At 38.5% G+C, this 19,228-nt stretch carries 14 protein-coding genes; 4 read left to right on the top strand and 10 right to left on the bottom strand.

What is annotated here, in order from left to right; all coding sequences use genetic code 11:
• Window positions 1-919: 919 nt before the first annotated feature.
• From fabF to Q4534_RS21655, 10 genes are all read right to left on the bottom strand, one after another.
• Complete coding sequence (fabF, locus tag Q4534_RS21700) at window positions 920-2,167, bottom strand: beta-ketoacyl-ACP synthase II (protein ID WP_303615255.1); 1,248 nt, start codon at window positions 2,165-2,167, stop codon at window positions 920-922.
• A gap of 48 nt (window positions 2,168-2,215) precedes the next feature.
• Entirely contained in the window at window positions 2,216-2,806 is a 591-nt protein-coding gene (locus Q4534_RS21695; RefSeq protein WP_303615254.1) for a TetR/AcrR family transcriptional regulator, read from the bottom strand.
• 170 nt (window positions 2,807-2,976) lie between these two features.
• On the bottom strand, window positions 2,977-4,056 hold the full coding sequence (locus Q4534_RS21690; protein ID WP_303615253.1) for a DUF262 domain-containing protein: 1,080 nt from the start codon (window positions 4,054-4,056) through the stop codon (window positions 2,977-2,979).
• Window positions 4,043-4,633, bottom strand: coding sequence for a hypothetical protein (locus tag Q4534_RS21685; RefSeq protein ID WP_303615252.1), 591 nt, complete (start codon window positions 4,631-4,633; stop codon window positions 4,043-4,045). Before Q4534_RS21685 ends, Q4534_RS21690 begins: the two co-directional genes overlap by 14 nt.
• 71 nt (window positions 4,634-4,704) lie before the next feature.
• Complete coding sequence (locus Q4534_RS21680; protein ID WP_303615251.1) at window positions 4,705-4,893, bottom strand: hypothetical protein; 189 nt, start codon at window positions 4,891-4,893, stop codon at window positions 4,705-4,707.
• Between the two features lie 438 nt (window positions 4,894-5,331).
• The gene (locus Q4534_RS21675) at window positions 5,332-6,642 is read right to left on the bottom strand and encodes a C1 family peptidase (protein WP_303615250.1); all 1,311 of its coding nucleotides are present in this window, start codon (window positions 6,640-6,642) and stop codon (window positions 5,332-5,334) included.
• A gap of 1,448 nt (window positions 6,643-8,090) precedes the next feature.
• Window positions 8,091-8,561, bottom strand: a complete 471-nt coding sequence (locus Q4534_RS21670) for a GAF domain-containing protein (RefSeq protein WP_303615249.1) — start codon at window positions 8,559-8,561, stop codon at window positions 8,091-8,093.
• Window positions 8,554-9,588, bottom strand: a complete 1,035-nt coding sequence (gene ribD / locus Q4534_RS21665) for a bifunctional diaminohydroxyphosphoribosylaminopyrimidine deaminase/5-amino-6-(5-phosphoribosylamino)uracil reductase RibD (RefSeq protein ID WP_303615248.1) — start codon at window positions 9,586-9,588, stop codon at window positions 8,554-8,556. Before ribD ends, Q4534_RS21670 begins: the two co-directional genes overlap by 8 nt.
• A 13-nt stretch (window positions 9,589-9,601) precedes the next feature.
• Complete coding sequence (locus Q4534_RS21660; protein WP_303615247.1) at window positions 9,602-10,408, bottom strand: DUF4382 domain-containing protein; 807 nt, start codon at window positions 10,406-10,408, stop codon at window positions 9,602-9,604.
• A gap of 53 nt (window positions 10,409-10,461) precedes the next feature.
• Complete coding sequence (locus tag Q4534_RS21655; protein WP_303615246.1) at window positions 10,462-11,523, bottom strand: carbohydrate-binding family 9-like protein; 1,062 nt, start codon at window positions 11,521-11,523, stop codon at window positions 10,462-10,464.
• A gap of 245 nt (window positions 11,524-11,768) precedes the next feature.
• Between Q4534_RS21655 and Q4534_RS21650 the strand changes: the two genes are divergently transcribed.
• Genes Q4534_RS21650 through dgt form a run of 4 tightly spaced genes read left to right on the top strand, consistent with a single transcriptional unit; the run spans window position 11,769 to window position 18,949 of the window.
• Window positions 11,769-12,953, top strand: a complete 1,185-nt coding sequence (locus tag Q4534_RS21650) for an efflux RND transporter periplasmic adaptor subunit (RefSeq protein WP_303615245.1) — start codon at window positions 11,769-11,771, stop codon at window positions 12,951-12,953.
• 3 nt (window positions 12,954-12,956) lie between these two features.
• Window positions 12,957-16,136 carry an efflux RND transporter permease subunit gene (locus Q4534_RS21645; protein WP_303615244.1) on the top strand — a complete coding sequence of 1,060 codons (3,180 nt, stop codon included), beginning with the start codon at window positions 12,957-12,959 and terminating at the stop codon, window positions 16,134-16,136.
• Window positions 16,137-16,147: 11 nt separating this feature from the next.
• On the top strand, window positions 16,148-17,569 hold the full coding sequence (locus tag Q4534_RS21640; protein WP_303615243.1) for a TolC family protein: 1,422 nt from the start codon (window positions 16,148-16,150) through the stop codon (window positions 17,567-17,569).
• A gap of 51 nt (window positions 17,570-17,620) precedes the next feature.
• Window positions 17,621-18,949, top strand: coding sequence for a dGTP triphosphohydrolase (gene dgt / locus Q4534_RS21635; RefSeq protein WP_303615242.1), 1,329 nt, complete (start codon window positions 17,621-17,623; stop codon window positions 18,947-18,949).
• Window positions 18,950-19,228 lie beyond the last annotated feature (279 nt).

Here is a 19,228-nt window from a genome sequence, read left to right as displayed (position 1 = left end):
AAGCTACCGGAGGCTGAGTCCAACATACGCTACAATGAACCGAAGTCTTACTTCGCATCATTGTAGCTTAATTGTTGTACATTTTTTCTTTCTTTTTTCTGAGTTTTTGATCGATAATGAGTTGTTTAATATCTTGTCCGAGTGATAAAAAATAGGAGATAAAAATGTTCAACTGATAAGGGGGAATGCGTTTTTAAGAATTTCGAATGACAAAAGAAAGTCCAGTTTTCATCGACGAAATGAAAGAGAAGTTTGAAAGTCGATTCCTACGGATGAACTGTTAGATTTTAAAAGTTTGTTCGATAAATAGAATTTCATTTTCAATTGATAAGTAGAATTTTTTTTACTTTCATCATTACGATTTTCTTGGTTTAAATTTCTATCGACGAATAGAAAGGTTTTGACTTTCTACGATAAACTTTCTTCTTAAACAGCCAAAAAAAGCAAAAAACAGGAGAGGAGTTTTTAGCGAGTGAATTATCAATAAATTTTAAATCTGGTTGATAATTATGTACAACAATTGTATATAGCTATGTTTTGCAGGGAAGTTGCGTATATATCGACTATGTATCTCGCTCTTTTGTATTGTTTTTCCCTGTCAAATTAAGGATTTGGGACAAGGAATCTAAAGGAGAGACCACATATTTATTGGAAAGGGTTAAAATTGGACTTCCAGCTAGATTCTTTTTATTGTATAAGGGTTTAGAAGTGAATAAATGGCAATTGGCTTAATGGGACAGGTATGTCCTAATGGCAAAACAGCCTATAACTCGCGCTTAAGCCATTAGAAAAGTGGTAAAAAATAAAACTTAGCAAACAAACACCCTATATCCAACCATTCCCCAAAGCAACCAAGTTCCCAATATCGAGAACTGCTCCCTGAGCTTGCCGAAGGGGCAGCCGTCAGGATGCTTGGTTATTAGCCAACGTATTTTTTGATTATCATTGCTGAACAATGACCTCCAAATCCAAAACTGTTGCTTAAAGCATAATCAACTTTTTTTGAAGATTTTTTCCCTAATGACAGATTTAATTCTTTGTGAATATTTTCATCTACCTCTGTCGTGTTGATTGTTGGTGGAATTAAATCTGTTTTTACGGATAAACATGTCGATATTGCTTCTATAACACCTGTTCCTCCTAATAAATGACCAGTCATAGATTTGGACGCACTAATCTGTACCTGGTCAATATTTGATTCAAATAGTTTTGTTATTGCTTTAATTTCAGATAGATCTCCTAATCCGGTAGAAGTTGCGTGTGCGTTTATGTAATCAATATTATTTGGTATTATTTCAGCCTCATTTATTGCGTTTTCCATCGCTAAATATGCTCCAAGACCTTCGGGATGCGTTCCAGTTATGTGGTAAGCATCTGAACTTTCCCCACCACCAACAATTTCTGCATAAATTTTTGCATTTCTTTTCAATGCCGAATTAAGACTTTCAACAATTAAAGCTCCTGCACCTTCTCCAACAACAAAACCGTCTCTATTCTTATCAAATGGTTTTGAAGCTAAACTATAATTTTCATTATTGGTAGACATTGCTTTCATAGCGTTAAATCCTCCAATCGATGATTCTGTAATTGGTGCTTCTGAACCACCGGCGATAATAATAGCTGCCTTTCCTAATCTGATATAATTAAAGGCTTGAATTATGCTCTGTGTTGATGAAGCACAAGCGGTGACAGGGCAATAATTTACGCCTCTTAGGCCGTGGTTAATTGAAATTATACCAGACAAACCATTGGATATTATTTTTGGTATAAAAAACGGATTAAAACGAGGGTTAAAATTCCCATTTGTATAATCAATTATTTCTTTTTCAAAGGTTTCAAAGCCACCAATTCCACTCGAAAAAATTACACCAATTCTATTCGTGTCCAATTGTGAAAAATTGAGATTAGCATCTTTGATGGCTTCTTCAGCTGAAATTAGTCCATATTGACTAAACCTGTCAAGTTTTCTTGCTTCCTTTCGGTCAAAATAATCTAAAGCGTCATAGTCTTTTATTTCACAAGCGAATTGAGTTTTGAATTTGCTTGCATCAAAACGTGTTATTCTATTTGCACCAGAAACACCTTTCAATAGATTTTCCCAATACTGTTTTACATTTGCTCCAATAGGTGTAATTGCCCCTAGTCCTGTTATTACTACTCTTTTCATATTTATATATTTTCATATACCGTAAGGTATATGGGTGGTTAAATTTTTTTATTGCTGTTTTAATTGTTGAATTTCGGTCTTTAGATGTTCTAGGTTATTTAATAAAATCTCTGGTTTGTTCAATGTTTTTGCCAATAAAATGCTACCCTCAATTATAGCAATCATTCGATACGAAAATTGTTCAATGTCTATTTCTTTGAGTTCTTTTTTATTAACTCCTTCAATCAAGATTGATTCAATTTTTTTATGCCAATTGTGAATTGTTTTTATTACTTCTTTTTTCAATAATTCATTTCCATCATCCGTATCAACTGCAGTATTTAGGATTGCACAACCTCCATTATTAAAAATTGGTTTAAATGCTGTTTTATAATGATTTAGAAATGCAATTAATTTATTTCCTGAATTGTCTTCTTTTTCAATTTTGTTAATTATTTGACGCGTCTGAAATTTATAATTGAATTTAAAAGCTTCTAGAGCAACTTCGTTTTTATTTTTGAAATTGCCATAAATACTGCCTTTTGTTAATCCAGTAGCATTGGTCAAATCGGACAAATAAGTGCCTGTATATCCCTTTTTATTGAATATAGAAGCAGTCTTTTCAATTATTAATTGCCTAGTTTTTTCGGACCTTACCATTTCGCTAATATACTCTACGGTATATGAGTTTCCAAATTTCTATATTGATTTTGTTTTTACTATGATTTTTTTGCTTGCTCGATATGTTGGCTAACGTTGAGTATAAGCAAGGTAGGCGATTGCGGACTTCAAACTTATCAAATCGTTACATAGTTGGGGGCTAAAACCCTTTAATTTACTACTGTCTTGGCTATTATTTTCTTTAGAATTCTATATCGTTCAAATCGATTAGACTTCTGTCTTGTTCCTTCTTTTGAAAGAGATTTATATTGATATATTTCCGTCATGAGTTCTGGGAAGTGTTTTTCTAAGACTTCATCATTGTCATAATTATCAATGAAGTTTTGATAATTCAGTTTTTGCTCCTCAGTCAATTTCTCATTATCACTAAGTAATTCATAAATTACTGTAAAAAGGGAATACATATGAACTTGTCTTCTTAGGAATTTCATTCGTTCTGAATTTGAACTGATTATTTCCTGAATTGAATTTAAGATTGATTCGAATTTCTCATGGTCTTTATCTTTATTTGGATAATCATCATTATACAAGTCATATATCTGATTTAAGTTATTATTTGATATGTCCTCAGATATTCCTTTTTTCATAAAAACAAGAAGGGTACCTATGAATGAGATATCTCTCATTCTACGTCTGTCGGCTACACCAAAAATTTTATTCTCCTCCCAAAAATTTAAATCAGCGAGCGTAGATGCTAGTGTCATGAATTCCCCCTCAAACTCGGCATTTCTTAACTCTTGAGGGTTAAGAGTCATATTGTTACTATTTAACCGCAGAAACATTTTAACAATAGATTCTCTATCAACTTGAAATCGAACCAATCTAATTGAAAAGATGTATGCCCACAATGCTTTTTTTTCACCCGTCTCTAAGTCTTTGAAATGCCGATTCTTGATAACTGCAAACTTCGAACTGTTTGGGTCGAGATGATTCTCCTTTAACTTAAAAGTGTTAGCTATAAATTGAAAAATTGCACCACATCTTTGTTGTCCATCAATGATGGAATATTTTGTGTCACCTGTATCCTCATCTGTTCCTGTATTCCATAAATAGATTTCTGGAATTGGGAAACCTAATAGAATGGATTCGATAAGTTGAACTTGGTTTTTTAGAGTCCAAACATAGTGTCTCTGAAAGGAGTTATCTACTTCTAAAAGCCCTTTGTCATTTAAGTCATAAAGCCATTTAGCGCTTTGTGGCTGTATATCTATTTGTTCAATTAGTTTCATCTAATGTGTTTTTAAGTTTTGAAATACCTTTTAAATGGTAAGCTTCAACAGATTCCCAATCAGAATAGATGCGATAATTGATTTCATGTTGAATGTTGAATTTCAATTGCAGTTCTGCCTTAAAAGAAAGAATCAATTTCTGCCAATTTTCTAAAGTTTCATTTCCATAGGTTTTATCATCATCCTTAAGACTTACAAATCCCTGAAAGACATTGCCACATTTATATTCATAACCATGTAAAAATTGATTGTTTGAAATTTGCCGGTATGCTTCCCAAATGTTATAGAAAAGTCTTCTCGATACAATTATTAAATCAAAATCGGACTCTTCGTGAAATTCAGAGAAATTTTTAGAGGGGGAGAAACTGTAACGAGTCTTTGCGCTTCCTACAATAGAAATATTATTAAAAGGAATTTTTAAATTTTTAGATATAAATTTTTTAAACTGGTCATAATCAGAACTAAAATCAGGCCCATTGTTTTGGAAATACCATACCTCTTGGCCTAACAAATAGTCATAATAGATATCCAATTCCTTTTTGGATTTGATTTGTTCTATAAGATTCTGTTTATCCATTTTCTAATTATGCATAACAATTGTAAATAGCTATGTTTTGCAGGGGAGTTGCGTATATATTGACTATGTACCTAGCTCTTTTGCATCGTTTTTCCTGTCAAATTAAGGATTTCGGACAAGGAATCTAGGGGAGAGACCACATTTTTATTGGAAATCGTTAATTTATGACTGTAAATCTTTGTGGTAGTGGAGCAGTTATGCGCTTGCCCAAGCGTGGCATTTTTCTGTGCCGAGTTCCATCGGTTAATTCGATGTTTCATTTTGACCAGGTTCATTAGAAGAGGAAGTGTGATAGAAAATGAAAAACCTGATCAGATATGGAGTAGAAAAGTGACAAGCATATGCATGGAAGGACTGAGCGTAAAAAAATGACCTCTTTAGGTCATTTTAGTGAAGGGCCAGATTGCGGGAGGGTAGAAAAGGAGGCTGGGCAGTGGCTTAAAGTCCAATTCTGATTACTACTATTACTTTGTCACGCCTGAGAAGAAAAGGGTATAAATCTATGCTTTCCTATTACCTCAAAACGCAACCCATAATCCGGTGAACTGGGGCTAAGCGTAAAAAATGATCTCTTTGGATCATTTTAGTGAAGCGCCGGAATGCAGGGCAGGTACGAGACCCGTACGTACGGTGGTTTGAGAGCCTCAACCTGAGCTATTTGGCTCAGGTCGGGCTACTCGATTAGGCAAAGTTTTATTCTACCATCTAATAATCATTGGAGTCATATTTGATTTTGCTTTTTCAAACTCATTAACATATAAAGTTGCTTGGACATTAACGTTATGAGAGACACTGCCGTTTGTTGCAGGAAAATTTAAAGCATAATAGGGTATGTAAATTAGATGATTTCCTAATGGAGCAGGGTCATTAAATACTTGACCTCTCATTGTTCCTGAAGCAACTAATCCATGTACATCTCTGTAATTTTTTTCCGAAACATTTGCAAAGAGAGGAGCTCCATTTTGCATATAAAATCTTATCACAACTTGTGCTCTTGAACCTCTTCCGTTAAAAATATTACCTGGAACACTAATTATCATCCCTAATTGATTTCCTATTGGGGTTTGGATTATTTGATTATGATTTACAATTGGCTGATTTAAAATTGCATTAACTGAAACGGCACTTGGCGGAATTGGAGGTGGAATTGTAACATTATCATTGATGTTTTGCTGTTCTTCAATTTGGGATACTGCGTCTGGGTTATTGATAACTATATCTTGGGAAGAGTATGCTTCTCTAACTCTTGCTTTGAATGCGCTATATGAAACCCAAGCATATCCATTTGTTCCAAAATTAGTACTCCAAGAGTTTAAAATTTTATATGCTTTTTTAGAGTCATCATATCCTGTAACAACCATTGCATGACCACCTTTTTCTTGACCACTAGGGTTTGTATAAATTTGGTTCATTCCGAGGTTTTCAAAGCCTTGGTCAACTCTCATCCCAATAACGATAGGAAATCCAGAGTTTAATTGACTCTTTACTTCAATATCATCACTAAAATTGACTCGCCTCCACTCAGCAATAGCATAGTTTTTGGCTTTCTGTTTAACAGTTTGATTAGGCTTCGAAGAGCATTCAAATTCACTATATGGGAAATCCTCAATTGTAGAAACTCCACTAGATTTTAACAAGTTTAATGCTTCGACAATACTCGAGCCACCTCCACAACTTCCTAGTTTTATCTGATTATATATAAATGATGGACTATAAATTTGATTATTAGATGTTGGCTTTAGATTTCTTTCCCTTGCCTCTTGGTAGCTTTTTAATCCATAAGCAACTGCCCAACCTACACATGATGATTGTTGTCCTTGATTACCAGGAGAAGGAAACCATGAGGATAAATCTACTTTTGAAGGCAAAGTACCCATCATTGCGGAAGTTGCAAGTGGAATATCTTTATATTCTTCTTGGTCAATAAAGACTAAACCTGTAGTGTTTTGAGCAAATAAAAAATATGAATTGAATAAAATCGCGATTATTAATAATGTGTGTTTTTTCATGGTTTTCTAATTTTGCCTAACAATTGTATATAAACAAGACCCTTGGAGGAATTACGTATATATCGTCAATGTGCCCAGCTCCTTTGCATTGTTTTTCCCTGTCAAATTAAGGTCAACAAACAAGTCCTCTACTAAATTATAATCATTATTAATTTTATCCTTGGCCCCACGAAATTATGAGAGATCAAATTAAACCGCTAATAAATATTTGTTGTTATCTAAATAATTAAAAGTGACTCACATTGCCATGCTCTAATTATCAAGGTGTTAATCCTAATTTTCTACCATTAAGATAGTTTTAACCCATCCTTACTGAAAATATATAAATTTACTACTAAAAAGATTCTTCAATTCAATATAGCTTCTACACATAGGTATATTTCACCAAAAGAGTTTCCGATATACGTGTTGTGTATCAGTGTCCTATGATTTTATTATTGCATTTCAACTTAATAAAAATGTTTTATATATATACTGTATTGTATTAAGTTTTTAAAATAAAAATTTAAAATAGGATTTTATGGTTGGGCGGATTATCTTATATTGTGTTTTTTAATAGATAATTCTTTTTTTGACTTCCTTAGATGATAATTTTAAAATTTGAAATCAATCTATAAGTGGCTTCTAAATTATTTTTATAAGGGGACTGAGTGATATAAAAAATAAAGCTAGAATATTAAAACCAAGGCTTTTACTTTATCAATATTTTAGGTTGTTAAAAAATTAAATAAATACCCTCTTTGTTAATAATTTATTGAGGTGTAATAGTATTCCATTGAAGGGCCAAATTAAATTGTTTCGGCCTTTTGATTATTAAGTTCTTAAAAAATCGTATTTATCTATTCAATCATCTCTTCAGTTTTGCGCTGAAGGTGTTCTGCTAAATTCATTCCTATTTTATAAATTTCTTCCTATTGTTTTTTAGGAACTCCTTCGTAATTCTTTTTATAGGGTTCGTGAAAAATCTTATGTATCACTTGGTTTCTTAATTGATTGAATTTTATCAACTTTTGATACTCATCTTCACTCAGTTTAGAAATAATACATAGCATTTTTGCAGAAGCAATTAGACTAATTTGATTGGCAATATCCCAGGTTTTCTCTGAATCAACATTTAAAATTAATATTTCTTGAAGTTTGTTTTTAATCCAACCATGTAAAACCTGAATAGCTTCAATGTAATGTTTGCTAGCCTATGCTGATTGAGCGTGATCAGTGACCCACGTTCTGATTCTAATATATTCTTCAGACATATTGCTTTTTTATTAATTCAACACTTGAATGTATCAGTGTCTATCAAAAAAGCTATGAATAGTATCAACTTCCTTCAAATTTCTTCTGTTTATTTTTCTATTTCAAATGAAGGGATCCAGTTAAAAGTGTTCATTTATTAAAAAATTACCAACATAGGCATGTAAGCCCCATTTGTAGTGGATTTGCGGAACCTCCTAGAACCACCCCACCATTTCCTCCAAATACTTCCGGTCCACTGCGTCAAATGCATTCAATTGATCAGAATCAATATCCAAAACAGCAATGATCTCCTTTCCTTTGGATACAGGGACGACTATTTCTGATTGGGAGGCTGCACTGCAGGCAATATGACCTGGAAAGGCATTGACATCTGGTACCAGCTGTGTTTCCCCGGTCTCCCAGGCTTTGCCACATACGCCTTTTCCTTTTTGGATCCGCGTGCAGGCTACCGGTCCCTGGAAAGGGCCCAAAACCAGTTCACCTTTTTTGATTATATAAAAGCCCACCCAAAAAAAGCCGAAAGCCTCCTTTAGTACAGCGGACATATTGGCCATATTGGCGACCAAGTCTTCCTCTCCGGAAAGCAAGGCCTTAACTTGTGGCAGAAGGGCTTTGTATATTTCCTCCTTGTTGGCATTTTTGGGTAGATTGATTTCCTCAGTCATGGTTCCTGTAAATTGCTAGTAAATCCTCCTTAAAAGTATATTGGGCTTTGGGAATGGATGTCATGATGGGTGCGGGGATGCCCAAACCAAACTTGGCATTTCCAGTAAAAACCCTTGCCTCATCCCATAAGTCATTTGCTATAAAATCCCCCAAAACAGCGGCCCCACCTTCTACGATCAGACTCTGAATGTTTCTGGCATAAAGGTCTGCTACGATTTCTTTGGCATCGATGCGAACATCCATTTTTACCCATTCGGTCTTTCCGACGGTCTTATTGAGTTGGTTATTGTAGATGATGGTGTCCTGCTGCCCATCAAACAAATGTAAACTTTCCTCCAATTTCAACTCCCTGTCTACGACCAACCTCAGTGGATCTTTTCCATACCAATCTCTGGCATTCAGTCGGGGATTGTCATAGCGTGCAGTATTTGTACCCACCAAAATGGCATCCTCTTCTGTTCGCCAGCGGTGTACCTGTTGTCTGCTAAGTGAATTACTGATCCATTTACTGTCAAAGTTGGTTCGGGCTACAAAGCCATCTTTTGTCTGGGCCCATTTTAGAATAATATAGGGACGCTTTTTTTCCATCTGGGTAAAAAACCGCACATTCTGATTTCTAACCTCCTGCTCCATCACTCCTGTAGTCACGGCTATTCCTGCCTGCGCTAACTTCTGAATGCCTTTTTTCTCTACCAAAGGGTTGCTGTCTACGGCAGCGATGATGACCTCCTTTAATTGATGCTTTACAATTAAGTCTGCACAGGGCGGCGTTTTTCCATAATGGGCACAAGGCTCCAGGCTAACATAAAGGGTTGCCTCTTTTAAAAGGGATTTGTCCTGAACTGAAGCGATGGCATTTACCTCTGCATGGGCTTCCCCATATTTTTGGTGGTAACCTTCTCCGATGATCAAACCATCATGTACGATCACACAGCCCACCATGGGATTTGGACTCACGCTCCCTCGGCCCAATTCCGCCAATTCTATGGCCCTTAACATGTATTTTCTATGCGTACTTTCTGTCATCACTTTGGCTATATTATTCGGATGAGGTGCTTTCTTGTAAAGTGATGGATTCCAGGGTCAAGGTACTGTCGGGGTAAGTCAAAAGATTGAAAGTAGTGTCCACATATCCGCTGGGTGCCTCGATCTTAAATAGGTATTCATCTTCCGGTAAGCCACTGAGAAAGAAACCGCCATCATCTGAGGTAAGTGTACTAAAGGTGTCGGTGGCTGATATGGCCAAAACATGCGGAGCAATATCAATTGGTAGGATAGTCCCTGAGATTTCCGACAAACCGTTGCTAACAAAAGCCCTGAAATGGGGTGTAAAGACATAATCTCCATTTTGGTCAGCTACTACAGATTGTATCAGGTCAAGGTCCAAAATGATGTCATAAGAATAGCCACTTTCTACGGAGATGTCTACATCTAACTCCAACAAATCCTCTATATCCGGAGTTAAAGTCATGTCTGTTCGCTCGTCATCTTCATTTAAGAAGTAAGCCTCTTCGCCTAAGAGTAATCGTATTTTAGAAATATTTCCGGATTGTAATTCTGTTCGGCCCACGAGCAACTGGGTTTCGTCTATCAAGGCACTGACCAACACCATATTGCTGGCCGCTTGATAGGGGATACTGACCCAGTTGGCATTGTCCTCACTTCCCCGACTTCCTGCAGGCAGGATTTCCACGCCTTCCACTTCTATCCATACTTCATCAAAATCTCCGGGTGCGTCAATTAGCAAAATATTTACCAAGGATCGGGTCTCTGAAGGTTCTGTGCAGCCTGTATAGAGAGCGCCAAAAAGGACAAGCAGGAACAAATAAATTGTATTTTTTATCATGAGATGAGATTTGCCATGGTTTGAATGAATACCTCCTTCTGCGGAATTGCCATTTATTTTTTCCAAATCTTACTGTCTTCGGTGATATGCCAGTATTCACCATTGGTAACAGCCGGGCTGGAAATTTTAAACCAAGATTTGGTGGCTTCAATTTCCACCTTGGTTAGGCTAGTATCAACGTTTAAATCAGATAATTTGTTGGTATACCGTCCATTTCCTGCAAAAAATTGCTTCTCTGCATCATAGAGCTTCCTCAACTCATTTTTGATTTTTTCTTTGGGCTCAGCTTTAAAAGCTTGCTTTCCTTCCCCAATATTGATCTCCGAAAACTGTAAATAACCCCAGCGTTCTGGAAGGTGCATATTGATTGGTCCCATAGGTGACCAAACCCAATTGTCTTCAGGAAATGCCTTACCGGTTTTTGGATTGATGGTTTTTTTATACCCATTGGATTTGGGCTCTATTTGCCATTGCACCCTTGAAAAGTTGATGCGCCATTGGTCACCATCAACAGGGGCTTTATAGGATGGGCCGGATTGGGAGAGGCTTTTCCATGGAATGGCCATTTCTATGGACCAATAATCATCCACATCTGTAGGGTCATTGACTGTTCCACTTAGATGGATTGCGTATTCTAGATCGTTGATATTCCATCCATTGATTGGCTTACCGCCGTTTTTGTAGGGCTTGGTAAGTAGCAGGTCCCAGAGCGTCCCCAAGGCATTGACCTCAATTTCATAATAATTGTGGGTGTCACCATCCGGATCTATAAATACTTCAATGTCATTCTCATGGAAGATAACAGATTCTCTTTCAGTATAAGTGGCCCAAATGTTTTTTTCATATAGTTTGACTCCTATGTATAAGTGCTGTTCATCCCAAAGCATTTTCATTTGGGTCAATTGATTGGGAGTGGGCAAGTCAGGACCTTGAATATCGAGAAAGGGCTCGGACCAATCTGCGGCTTGCCAAGCGGCTTCGTTTAGTTGCCCGTCTACTATTGGCTTTTCCGACACTTGATAGGCTAAGTAGCTTCTGGGCTGCGGAATATCCTGAGAAAATGCATTAAAGTTTAAGCTTAAAAGGGCTAGTAATGATAGTGGTCTTTTGAACATGTTTTTGCTATTAAATTGCTGCAAATATACAATAAGTAATAGAATGAACAGGCTTTGTAGAAGCCTTAATCCTTGGATTGGCCGGCGCGCTTACTTATCCATGATATTGCCCGTTGAAAGCCTGTAAAAGTTACTTTGGAAAAATCTATCTGGTTTTCACCAAAATTATTGTATTATTTGTTGTTGCTTTAAAGTGTAAAAAGCACATCACTTGAATAAAAGTAAAACTAGTTTTGGCATCGAATATGAGTAAGATAAAATTAAACAAGATCGGGATTTTCACCTTTTTTATTCCGATGGTTGTCATTTTTTCATGTAATAGTGACAATAAGACGGGGAAAAAGGCCGAAGCCATCAAAGAATTTCCGGTAATAGAGGTGGTGGCTTCAGACACCATATTGCACAGAGATTATGTGGCAGACATCAAAGCCATTCAGAATGTGGAACTTAGGGCTCGGGTTCAAGGGTTTCTTGAAAAAGTAAATGTGGATGAAGGCCAGGAGGTTAAGAAAGGCCAAATTCTCTTCAAAACCAATGAGCAGGAGTACAAGGCTGAGTTAGCCAAAGCCAAAGCCAATTTGGAAACTGCCAAGGCGGAAGCCAAAGTAATAGAGTTTGAGGTAGACCGCCTAAAAATAATGGTTGACAAAAATGTCATCTCTGAATCAGAGCTAAATCTGACAAAAGCAAAATACGATGCCGTGCTGGCCCAGATTGAAGAGGCAAAATCAGCCTTAGACAATGCCCAAGTTCAATTGTCCTATACCAATATCAGGGCCCCTTTTGATGGGATTATTGATAGAATCCCTTTAAAAACAGGTAGTTTGGTAGATCAAGGCAGTTTGTTTACTACTGTTTCCAACATTAGTTCTGTGCATGTCTATTTCAATGTTTCCGAAAAAGAATACCTTGAATACATCAAGTCAAAAGGCGAAACCACAGAAAACAATGTGGTTCAGTTGGTACTTGCAGATGGCGCTCCCTATCCATATGATGGCATCATCGAAACCATGCAAGGAGAATTCAACGCCAATACCGGTTCCATTGCCTTTAGGGCTTTATTTCCTAACCCTAGTAAAATCCTTAAACATGGTGCAACAGGTAAAATCATTCTTACCAATAAGATAAGGAACGCAATTATTATACCTCAAAAGGCGGTTTTTGAAATTCAGGACAGGAGTTTTGTATACATTGTGAAAGAAGACAACACAGTGGAAATGCGCAGTATTGTCCCTAGAGCAAGATTTTCCCATTATTATGTCATAGAATCCGGTTTGGAAGTAGGAGAGCGCATGGTGTATGAAGGCATCCAAAACGTAAAAGATGGAATGACCATCCAACCAAAAATTATTGCAGGGGAGACAGATGCTGCCTTACCGGAAAATGACGATACCCTTGCAGAAGTAATGCCTACCAGTACAGAACAATAAGCTATGTTTGATTTATTTATAAAAAGGCCGGTTTTATCACTGGTGATATCCCTTTTCTTTGTGTTGCTGGGATTGTTGTCTTTTTTCACCTTGCCGGTAGAACTTTTCCCGGATATTGCGCCACCCTCTGTATCCATTCGTGCCAAATACAGGGGAGCAAATGCAGAAGTGGCGGCCAAGACGGTGGCCACTCCTCTTGAAAAAGTAATTAATGGTGTGCCTGGAATGACCTACATGACTTCGGTAAGTAGTAACAGGGGTACCGTTGTTATCAAGGTTTATTTTCAAGCAGGTGTAGATCCGGATCTTGCAGCAGTGGAAATTCAGAACAGGGTTTCCACGGTAGTCAATGACTTGCCGGAAATTGTTACCAAAGCCGGGGTTACGGTGGAAAAACAAGTGGAAGGCTTGCTCATGTATATCAATGTGGCCAGTGATGACCCCTCACTGGACGAAGCCTTTATCTATAACTTTACCGATCTCAATGTGCTCCAAGAGTTGCAGCGGGTGGATGGTGTAGGTCTTGCCGAAATCATGAGTACCAAAGATTACTCCATGAGAATATGGCTCAAGCCGGATCGTATGACGGCATATAAAGTTGCTACAGATGATGTAATTGATGCCATCAATAATCAGAATGTGGAAGCAGCCCCCGGGCAGCTGGGGATCAGTTCCGGTAAGGATATGCAAATGTTACAGTATGTCCTTAAATACACCGGTAAATTTTATGAACCCAAGCAATATGAAAACCTAGTTATCCGGGCCAATCCGGATGGGTCAATACTAAGGTTAAAAGACATTGCGGATGTGGAATTTGGTAACCTTAATTATGGAAGGATTGCCAAGATGGATGGAAAACCTGCCGCTTCGGTAATGGTTATTCAGCGTCCCGGTTCCAACGCAAGTGAGGTTATTGCCAATGTAAAAGAGAAAATTGAACAAATTAAGCAGGACAATTTCCCTTCAGGGATGGACTACCAAATTTCCTATGATGTGTCCAGGTTCTTGGATGCTTCCATTCATGAGGTATTGGTTACACTGGTAGAGGCCTTTATTCTAGTGTTTATTGTGGTGTTTATTTTCCTTCAGGATTTTCGCTCCACACTTATCCCTACTTTAGCGGTTCCTGTAGCATTGATTGGTACCTTGTTTTTTATGCAGTGGTTGGGCTTTTCTATCAACTTGCTTACCCTATTTGCATTAGTACTGGCCATAGGTATTGTGGTGGATAATGCCATCGTGGTGGTGGAGGCCGTCCATGCCAAAATGGAGAAAGAAGGACTGGCACCGCGTGCGGCTACCTTTGCTGCCATGAAAGAAATTAGTGGGGCAATCATTGCCATTACCATGGTAATGTCTGCCGTGTTTGTTCCGGTGGCATTTATGTCAGGTCCGGTTGGTGTATTTTATAGGCAGTTTTCCTTGACCTTGGCAATAGCCATTTTTATTTCGGGGATCAATGCACTGACTTTAACTCCTGCCTTATGCGCCATCTTGCTTCAAAACCACTATGGAGAAGAAAAGAAACAAACCTTGTTGCAACGATTTTTCAATGGTTTCAACCATTACTACAATTTCTTTGAAAACAAATATTTACAATATGTCACCTTTTTGGTGCCTAGAAAGGGAATCACTACGCTTATATTACTCTTCTTCTTTGCGGCCACTTGGGGAGTAAGTAAAATATTACCCACAGGATTTATCCCCACAGAAGATCAGAGTATGGTCTATGTGAATGTAACCACTCCCGTGGGTGCAACAGTGGAAAGAACAGAAAAGGTATTGGATGAATTGATTCATAAATTGGAAGGAAATGAGGCGGTAGCTTCCGTATCCAGTTTGGCCGGTTATTCTTTGGGAAATGGACTTTCCGGGGCTTCATATGGTATGGCCATGGTCAATCTCAAATCCTGGGATGAAAGGAAAGACCTGCCCATTCAGGAAACCCTAGATGAATTTGGAAGGCTTGGTGATGAAATTTCTGATGCGAAGATCAGTTTCTTCTTGCCTCCTACAGTTTCAGGTTTTGGTAACTCCAGTGGTTTTCAGATGAAAGTACTCGACCAAACAGGAACAGGTAACTTAGATCGCTTGTCCACAGTAACCAATGACTTGGTGGAGGAGCTGATGGCCAGCCCAGAAATAGGCTTTGCCTTTACTGACTTTGACCCTACCTTCCCGCAGTTTCTTATCCGGATTGATCAGGATCAGGCAGCCAAAAATGGAGTAACGATAGCCAAAGCCCTTGGAACCATGCAGGTTTTATTGGGGGGGCAGTTTGTTTCTGACTTTGTTCGCTTTGAGCAAATGTATGATGTGATGCTGCAAGCCGGGCCAGAATACAGGGCCAAACCTGAGGACGTAATGGCCCTACAGGTTAAAAACAATGAAGGCGAAATGGTGCCTATCTCTTCTTTTCTAACCATGGAAAAAGCCTATGGTCCCGAACAGTTGACCAGATTCAATATGTACAATTCATCTACCGTAAAAGGTTCTGCTGCCCCCGGGTACAGTAGTGGAGATGTGATTGCAGCTATTGAAAGAGTAACAGCCGAAAAACTTCCGCAGGGATACAATCATGATTGGTATGGGATGTCCAGAGAAGAGGTTACTTCAGGAAACCAGGCCATTGTTATTTTCTTGATTTGTTTGTTGTTTGTCTATTTAATTCTTTCCGCACAATATGAAAGTTTCCTCTTGCCACTTCCTGTGATTCTATCTCTTCCGGTGGGGGTATTTGGTGCCTTTATCTCTCTTTACTTATTGGGCTTACAGAACAATATTTATGCGCAAGTGGCACTGATCATGCTTATCGGTCTTTTGGGTAAAAATGCCATTTTGATTGTGGAATTTGCCATTCAGAAAAGAGAATCAGGACATTCTGTGATACAAGCAGCTGTGGAAGGATCCGTGACCAGGTTGCGACCTATATTAATGACATCCTTTGCCTTTATTGCCGGCTTATTGCCTTTGGCTATGGCTACAGGGGCCGGTGCTTTGGGTAACCGATCCATTGGTACAGCGGCTGCAGGTGGAATGTTAATCGGGACCATTTTTGGTTTGATTATCATTCCGGGATTGTATGTGATTTTCGCTCATTTTACTTTCCAGAAAGTAGAAGAAAATCAAAAGCCAACTTCAGAAAAGAAAGATAATACACAAGTATCTTTTTCAAATAATTGAACAAATACCCCATGTTTTTAAAAAATAAATTGATCCTTCGTCTTTCCATAAGCATCCTAGCGATGGTATCGGTATTTGCCTGTAAAAGTATTGAGGCTCCGGTAATGCCAGAAATGGAGCCACTGCCAGAGACCTTTTTGGATATAGAGGACTCTGCCAGTATTGGAAACATTTCCTGGGAGGAGTTCTTCAACGATCCTAACCTGGTGTACCTGATAGAGGAAGGGCTTGAAAATAACCTGGACATTCTCACCGCTTTGGAAAGAATTGAAATTGCAAGGGCACAGTATAGAATTACTAAAGGACAAATGTATCCTACCTTAAATGGGATGGTCCGATACCGTTCAGGTGATATCCGCCCCAACTTGTTTAGTGGCACCATCAATGGAGACAGAAATGTTGTCAACAGAACGGAGAATAATTTCATAGGCTTTCAGAGTACCTGGGAAATTGATATTTGGGGAAAGATAAAAAATAGAAAAGAAGCAGATTATGAGAAATTTCTAGCTACAGGCATGGGAAGACACCTGGTGGTCACCAATATGGTAGCTGAGATTTCAAGAATTTACTATCAATTACTGGGCTTAGACATTCAGTTGGAAACCATCAATAGGAATATTGAATACCAAGAGATGGCACTGGAGCTAATTAAAATTCAGAAGATGGCGGGTAGGGCGACAGAGCTGGCTGTGCAGCAGTTTTCAGCTCAATTGCTTTCTACGAAAAGCCTTTCTTACGAGAAGCAACAGGAGATCATCGAGACGGAAAACAGATTAAACTTTATTATTGGCAGGTTTCCGCAGCCCATTGAAAGGGCCTCCTCCTTATTGGAAATCAAACTACCCTATGGGATGGAAGCCGGTTTGCCATCAGATATGTTGCTTCGTAGACCTGATATTCGTCAAGCGGAACATGAGCTTAGGGCAAGTAATTTCAATGTAGAAGCAGCTAGAAAAGAGTTTTTGCCTTCCCTAAGTCTTACCCCATACGTAGGGTTGAATGATGAAAGTCTTCCGGCAGCTTTGGAAATGCCCGGAGGCTTGACCATTGGGATATTGGGCGGTTTGACAGCTCCGATTTTTGCTCAGAATCGCATCAGGGCAGGATACGATCAGTCTATAGCTTCCAATAAAATTGCCTTGTATAATTATCAAAAAAGCATTCTAGATGGTTACCAAGAGGTGTCAAGTAAACTCCAGCGTGTGGGTAACCTTAGAAATATTTATAGCCTAAGAGATGAAGAAACAGCCGTCCTGCTTAATGCAGTTTCTACGGCCAATGAATTGTTCCGTGGAGGATATGCTACTTACCTGGAGGTGATTACCGCCCAGTCAAGGGTACTAGAAGCAGAATTGGACAAGACCAATACAAGGATTGAAATGTTCCTCACTGTAGTGGATCTTTACCGTGCATTGGGAGGTGGTTGGAAATAGTCCGGCCATTTCTTTTTTACCTAAGCCTACACTTCGTATTTTTGAAGTGCTATGATGAATTGGGAAAAACTACTATTGCCCGAAGGCTTAAAGCCCTCGGATACGGACCTTCAGAGAAGTCAATTTGAGCGGGATTTTGATCGCATAATCTTTTCGGCACCTTTTCGAAATCTTCAGGATAAAACCCAGGTTTTTCCCCTTCCTGAAAATGATTTTGTGCATACCAGATTGACCCATAGCCTCGAAGTTTCAAGTGTAGGGCGTTCTTTGGGAAAGTCAGCAGGAAAATTCCTTTTGGACAAATATCCGGAATTGGCATCAAAGAAACTTCAACCTTTTGACATAGGAGGAATTGTGGCCACTGCGGCCTTGGCCCATGACATTGGCAACCCACCTTTTGGACATGCCGGAGAGGAAGCCATTTCAGATTTTTTTAAGTTTCATGCCACCGGTAAATTATGGCAGCAAAAATGTTCGGCCAATGAATGGGAGGACCTTATCAACTTTGAGGGAAATGCCCAAGGATTTCGCATGCTGGTGGACAAAAATAATGGGATGAATATCTCTCCCGCTACCTTGGCCGCATTTACCAAATACCCAAGACCGGCTTGGTGCAAAGCTTCCGGTCAGAAAAGAAGAAGCCAAAAGAAATTTGGGTTCTTCACCAGTAATATTTCTCATTATGAACTCTTGGCAGAAGGAATGGGCATTCCTCAATTGACTGACAATTGCTGGATGAGGCATCCATTGGCATTTCTTGTGGAAGCAGCAGATGATATTTGTTATAGTATTATTGATCTGGAGGATGGTTGTACCCTAGGTTTGGTTTCCCTTGATCAGACCATTTCTTTAATGGGGGCGATTGTTGGAGAGCGATATTCACCGGAGAAACTTAAAAAATACAACAGCCCAAAACAGAAATTGGCGATCATGCGGGCCATGGCCATCAGCCAGCTTATTCAGGAAACCACGGCTGTTTTTGAAGAGAAAGAGGCAGCCATTTTAAGCGGTGAATTTGATCAAGCTTTGACAGAAATTATACCTTCAGCTGAGAACTTGGAAGCCATTACTTCGCTTTCTGTTAAAAAAATATACCGATCTCAACCTGTATTGGAAAAGGAGGCGGCAGGATACCAGGTATTAGAAGGCTTATTGGCTACTTTTTCTGACGCCTTATTTAATTTTCACTTTGAGAAATCAAGGTTTTCCGGCCACAACAAGAGTATTTTGCGTTTGCTTCCTGAGGAGCTGGAACTCCAAAAATCCGGTGATGCCTATGCGTTAATGAGAGGTTTGTTGGATTTTATTTCCGGGATGACAGACAAACATGCTCTTTCTCTTTACCGAAGAGTAAAAGGGATCACCATTCCGGGTACTTGAGTTTGTAAATGAGAAATATTAAATCAGGAATGAACTCGTAAGCCCTAAAAAAACCAAACTCCCCCTTTATTTCAAAGGGGGACAAAGGGGGATTTTATCGTAAACATCCTGACTCGTCCTAAAATTAATTTGCCGATTATTGTTTAAATACAGATATAGGTTTACAATCCCGTAATAATCCCCCTAGCCCCCTTGAAGGGGGATTTGCGGCAAAAGATATTTTATCGATGAATTGGCATCATTGAAATTGACAGACTTAATTTAAAGCCAATAACGTAC

Origin of the sequence: Cyclobacterium sp. 1_MG-2023 (assembly GCF_030546805.1) — a bacterium.
Classification (GTDB): domain Bacteria; phylum Bacteroidota; class Bacteroidia; order Cytophagales; family Cyclobacteriaceae; genus Cyclobacterium.
Note: the sequence above shows the minus strand (reverse complement) of the source record. Positions and strands in the feature narration are given on the sequence as shown.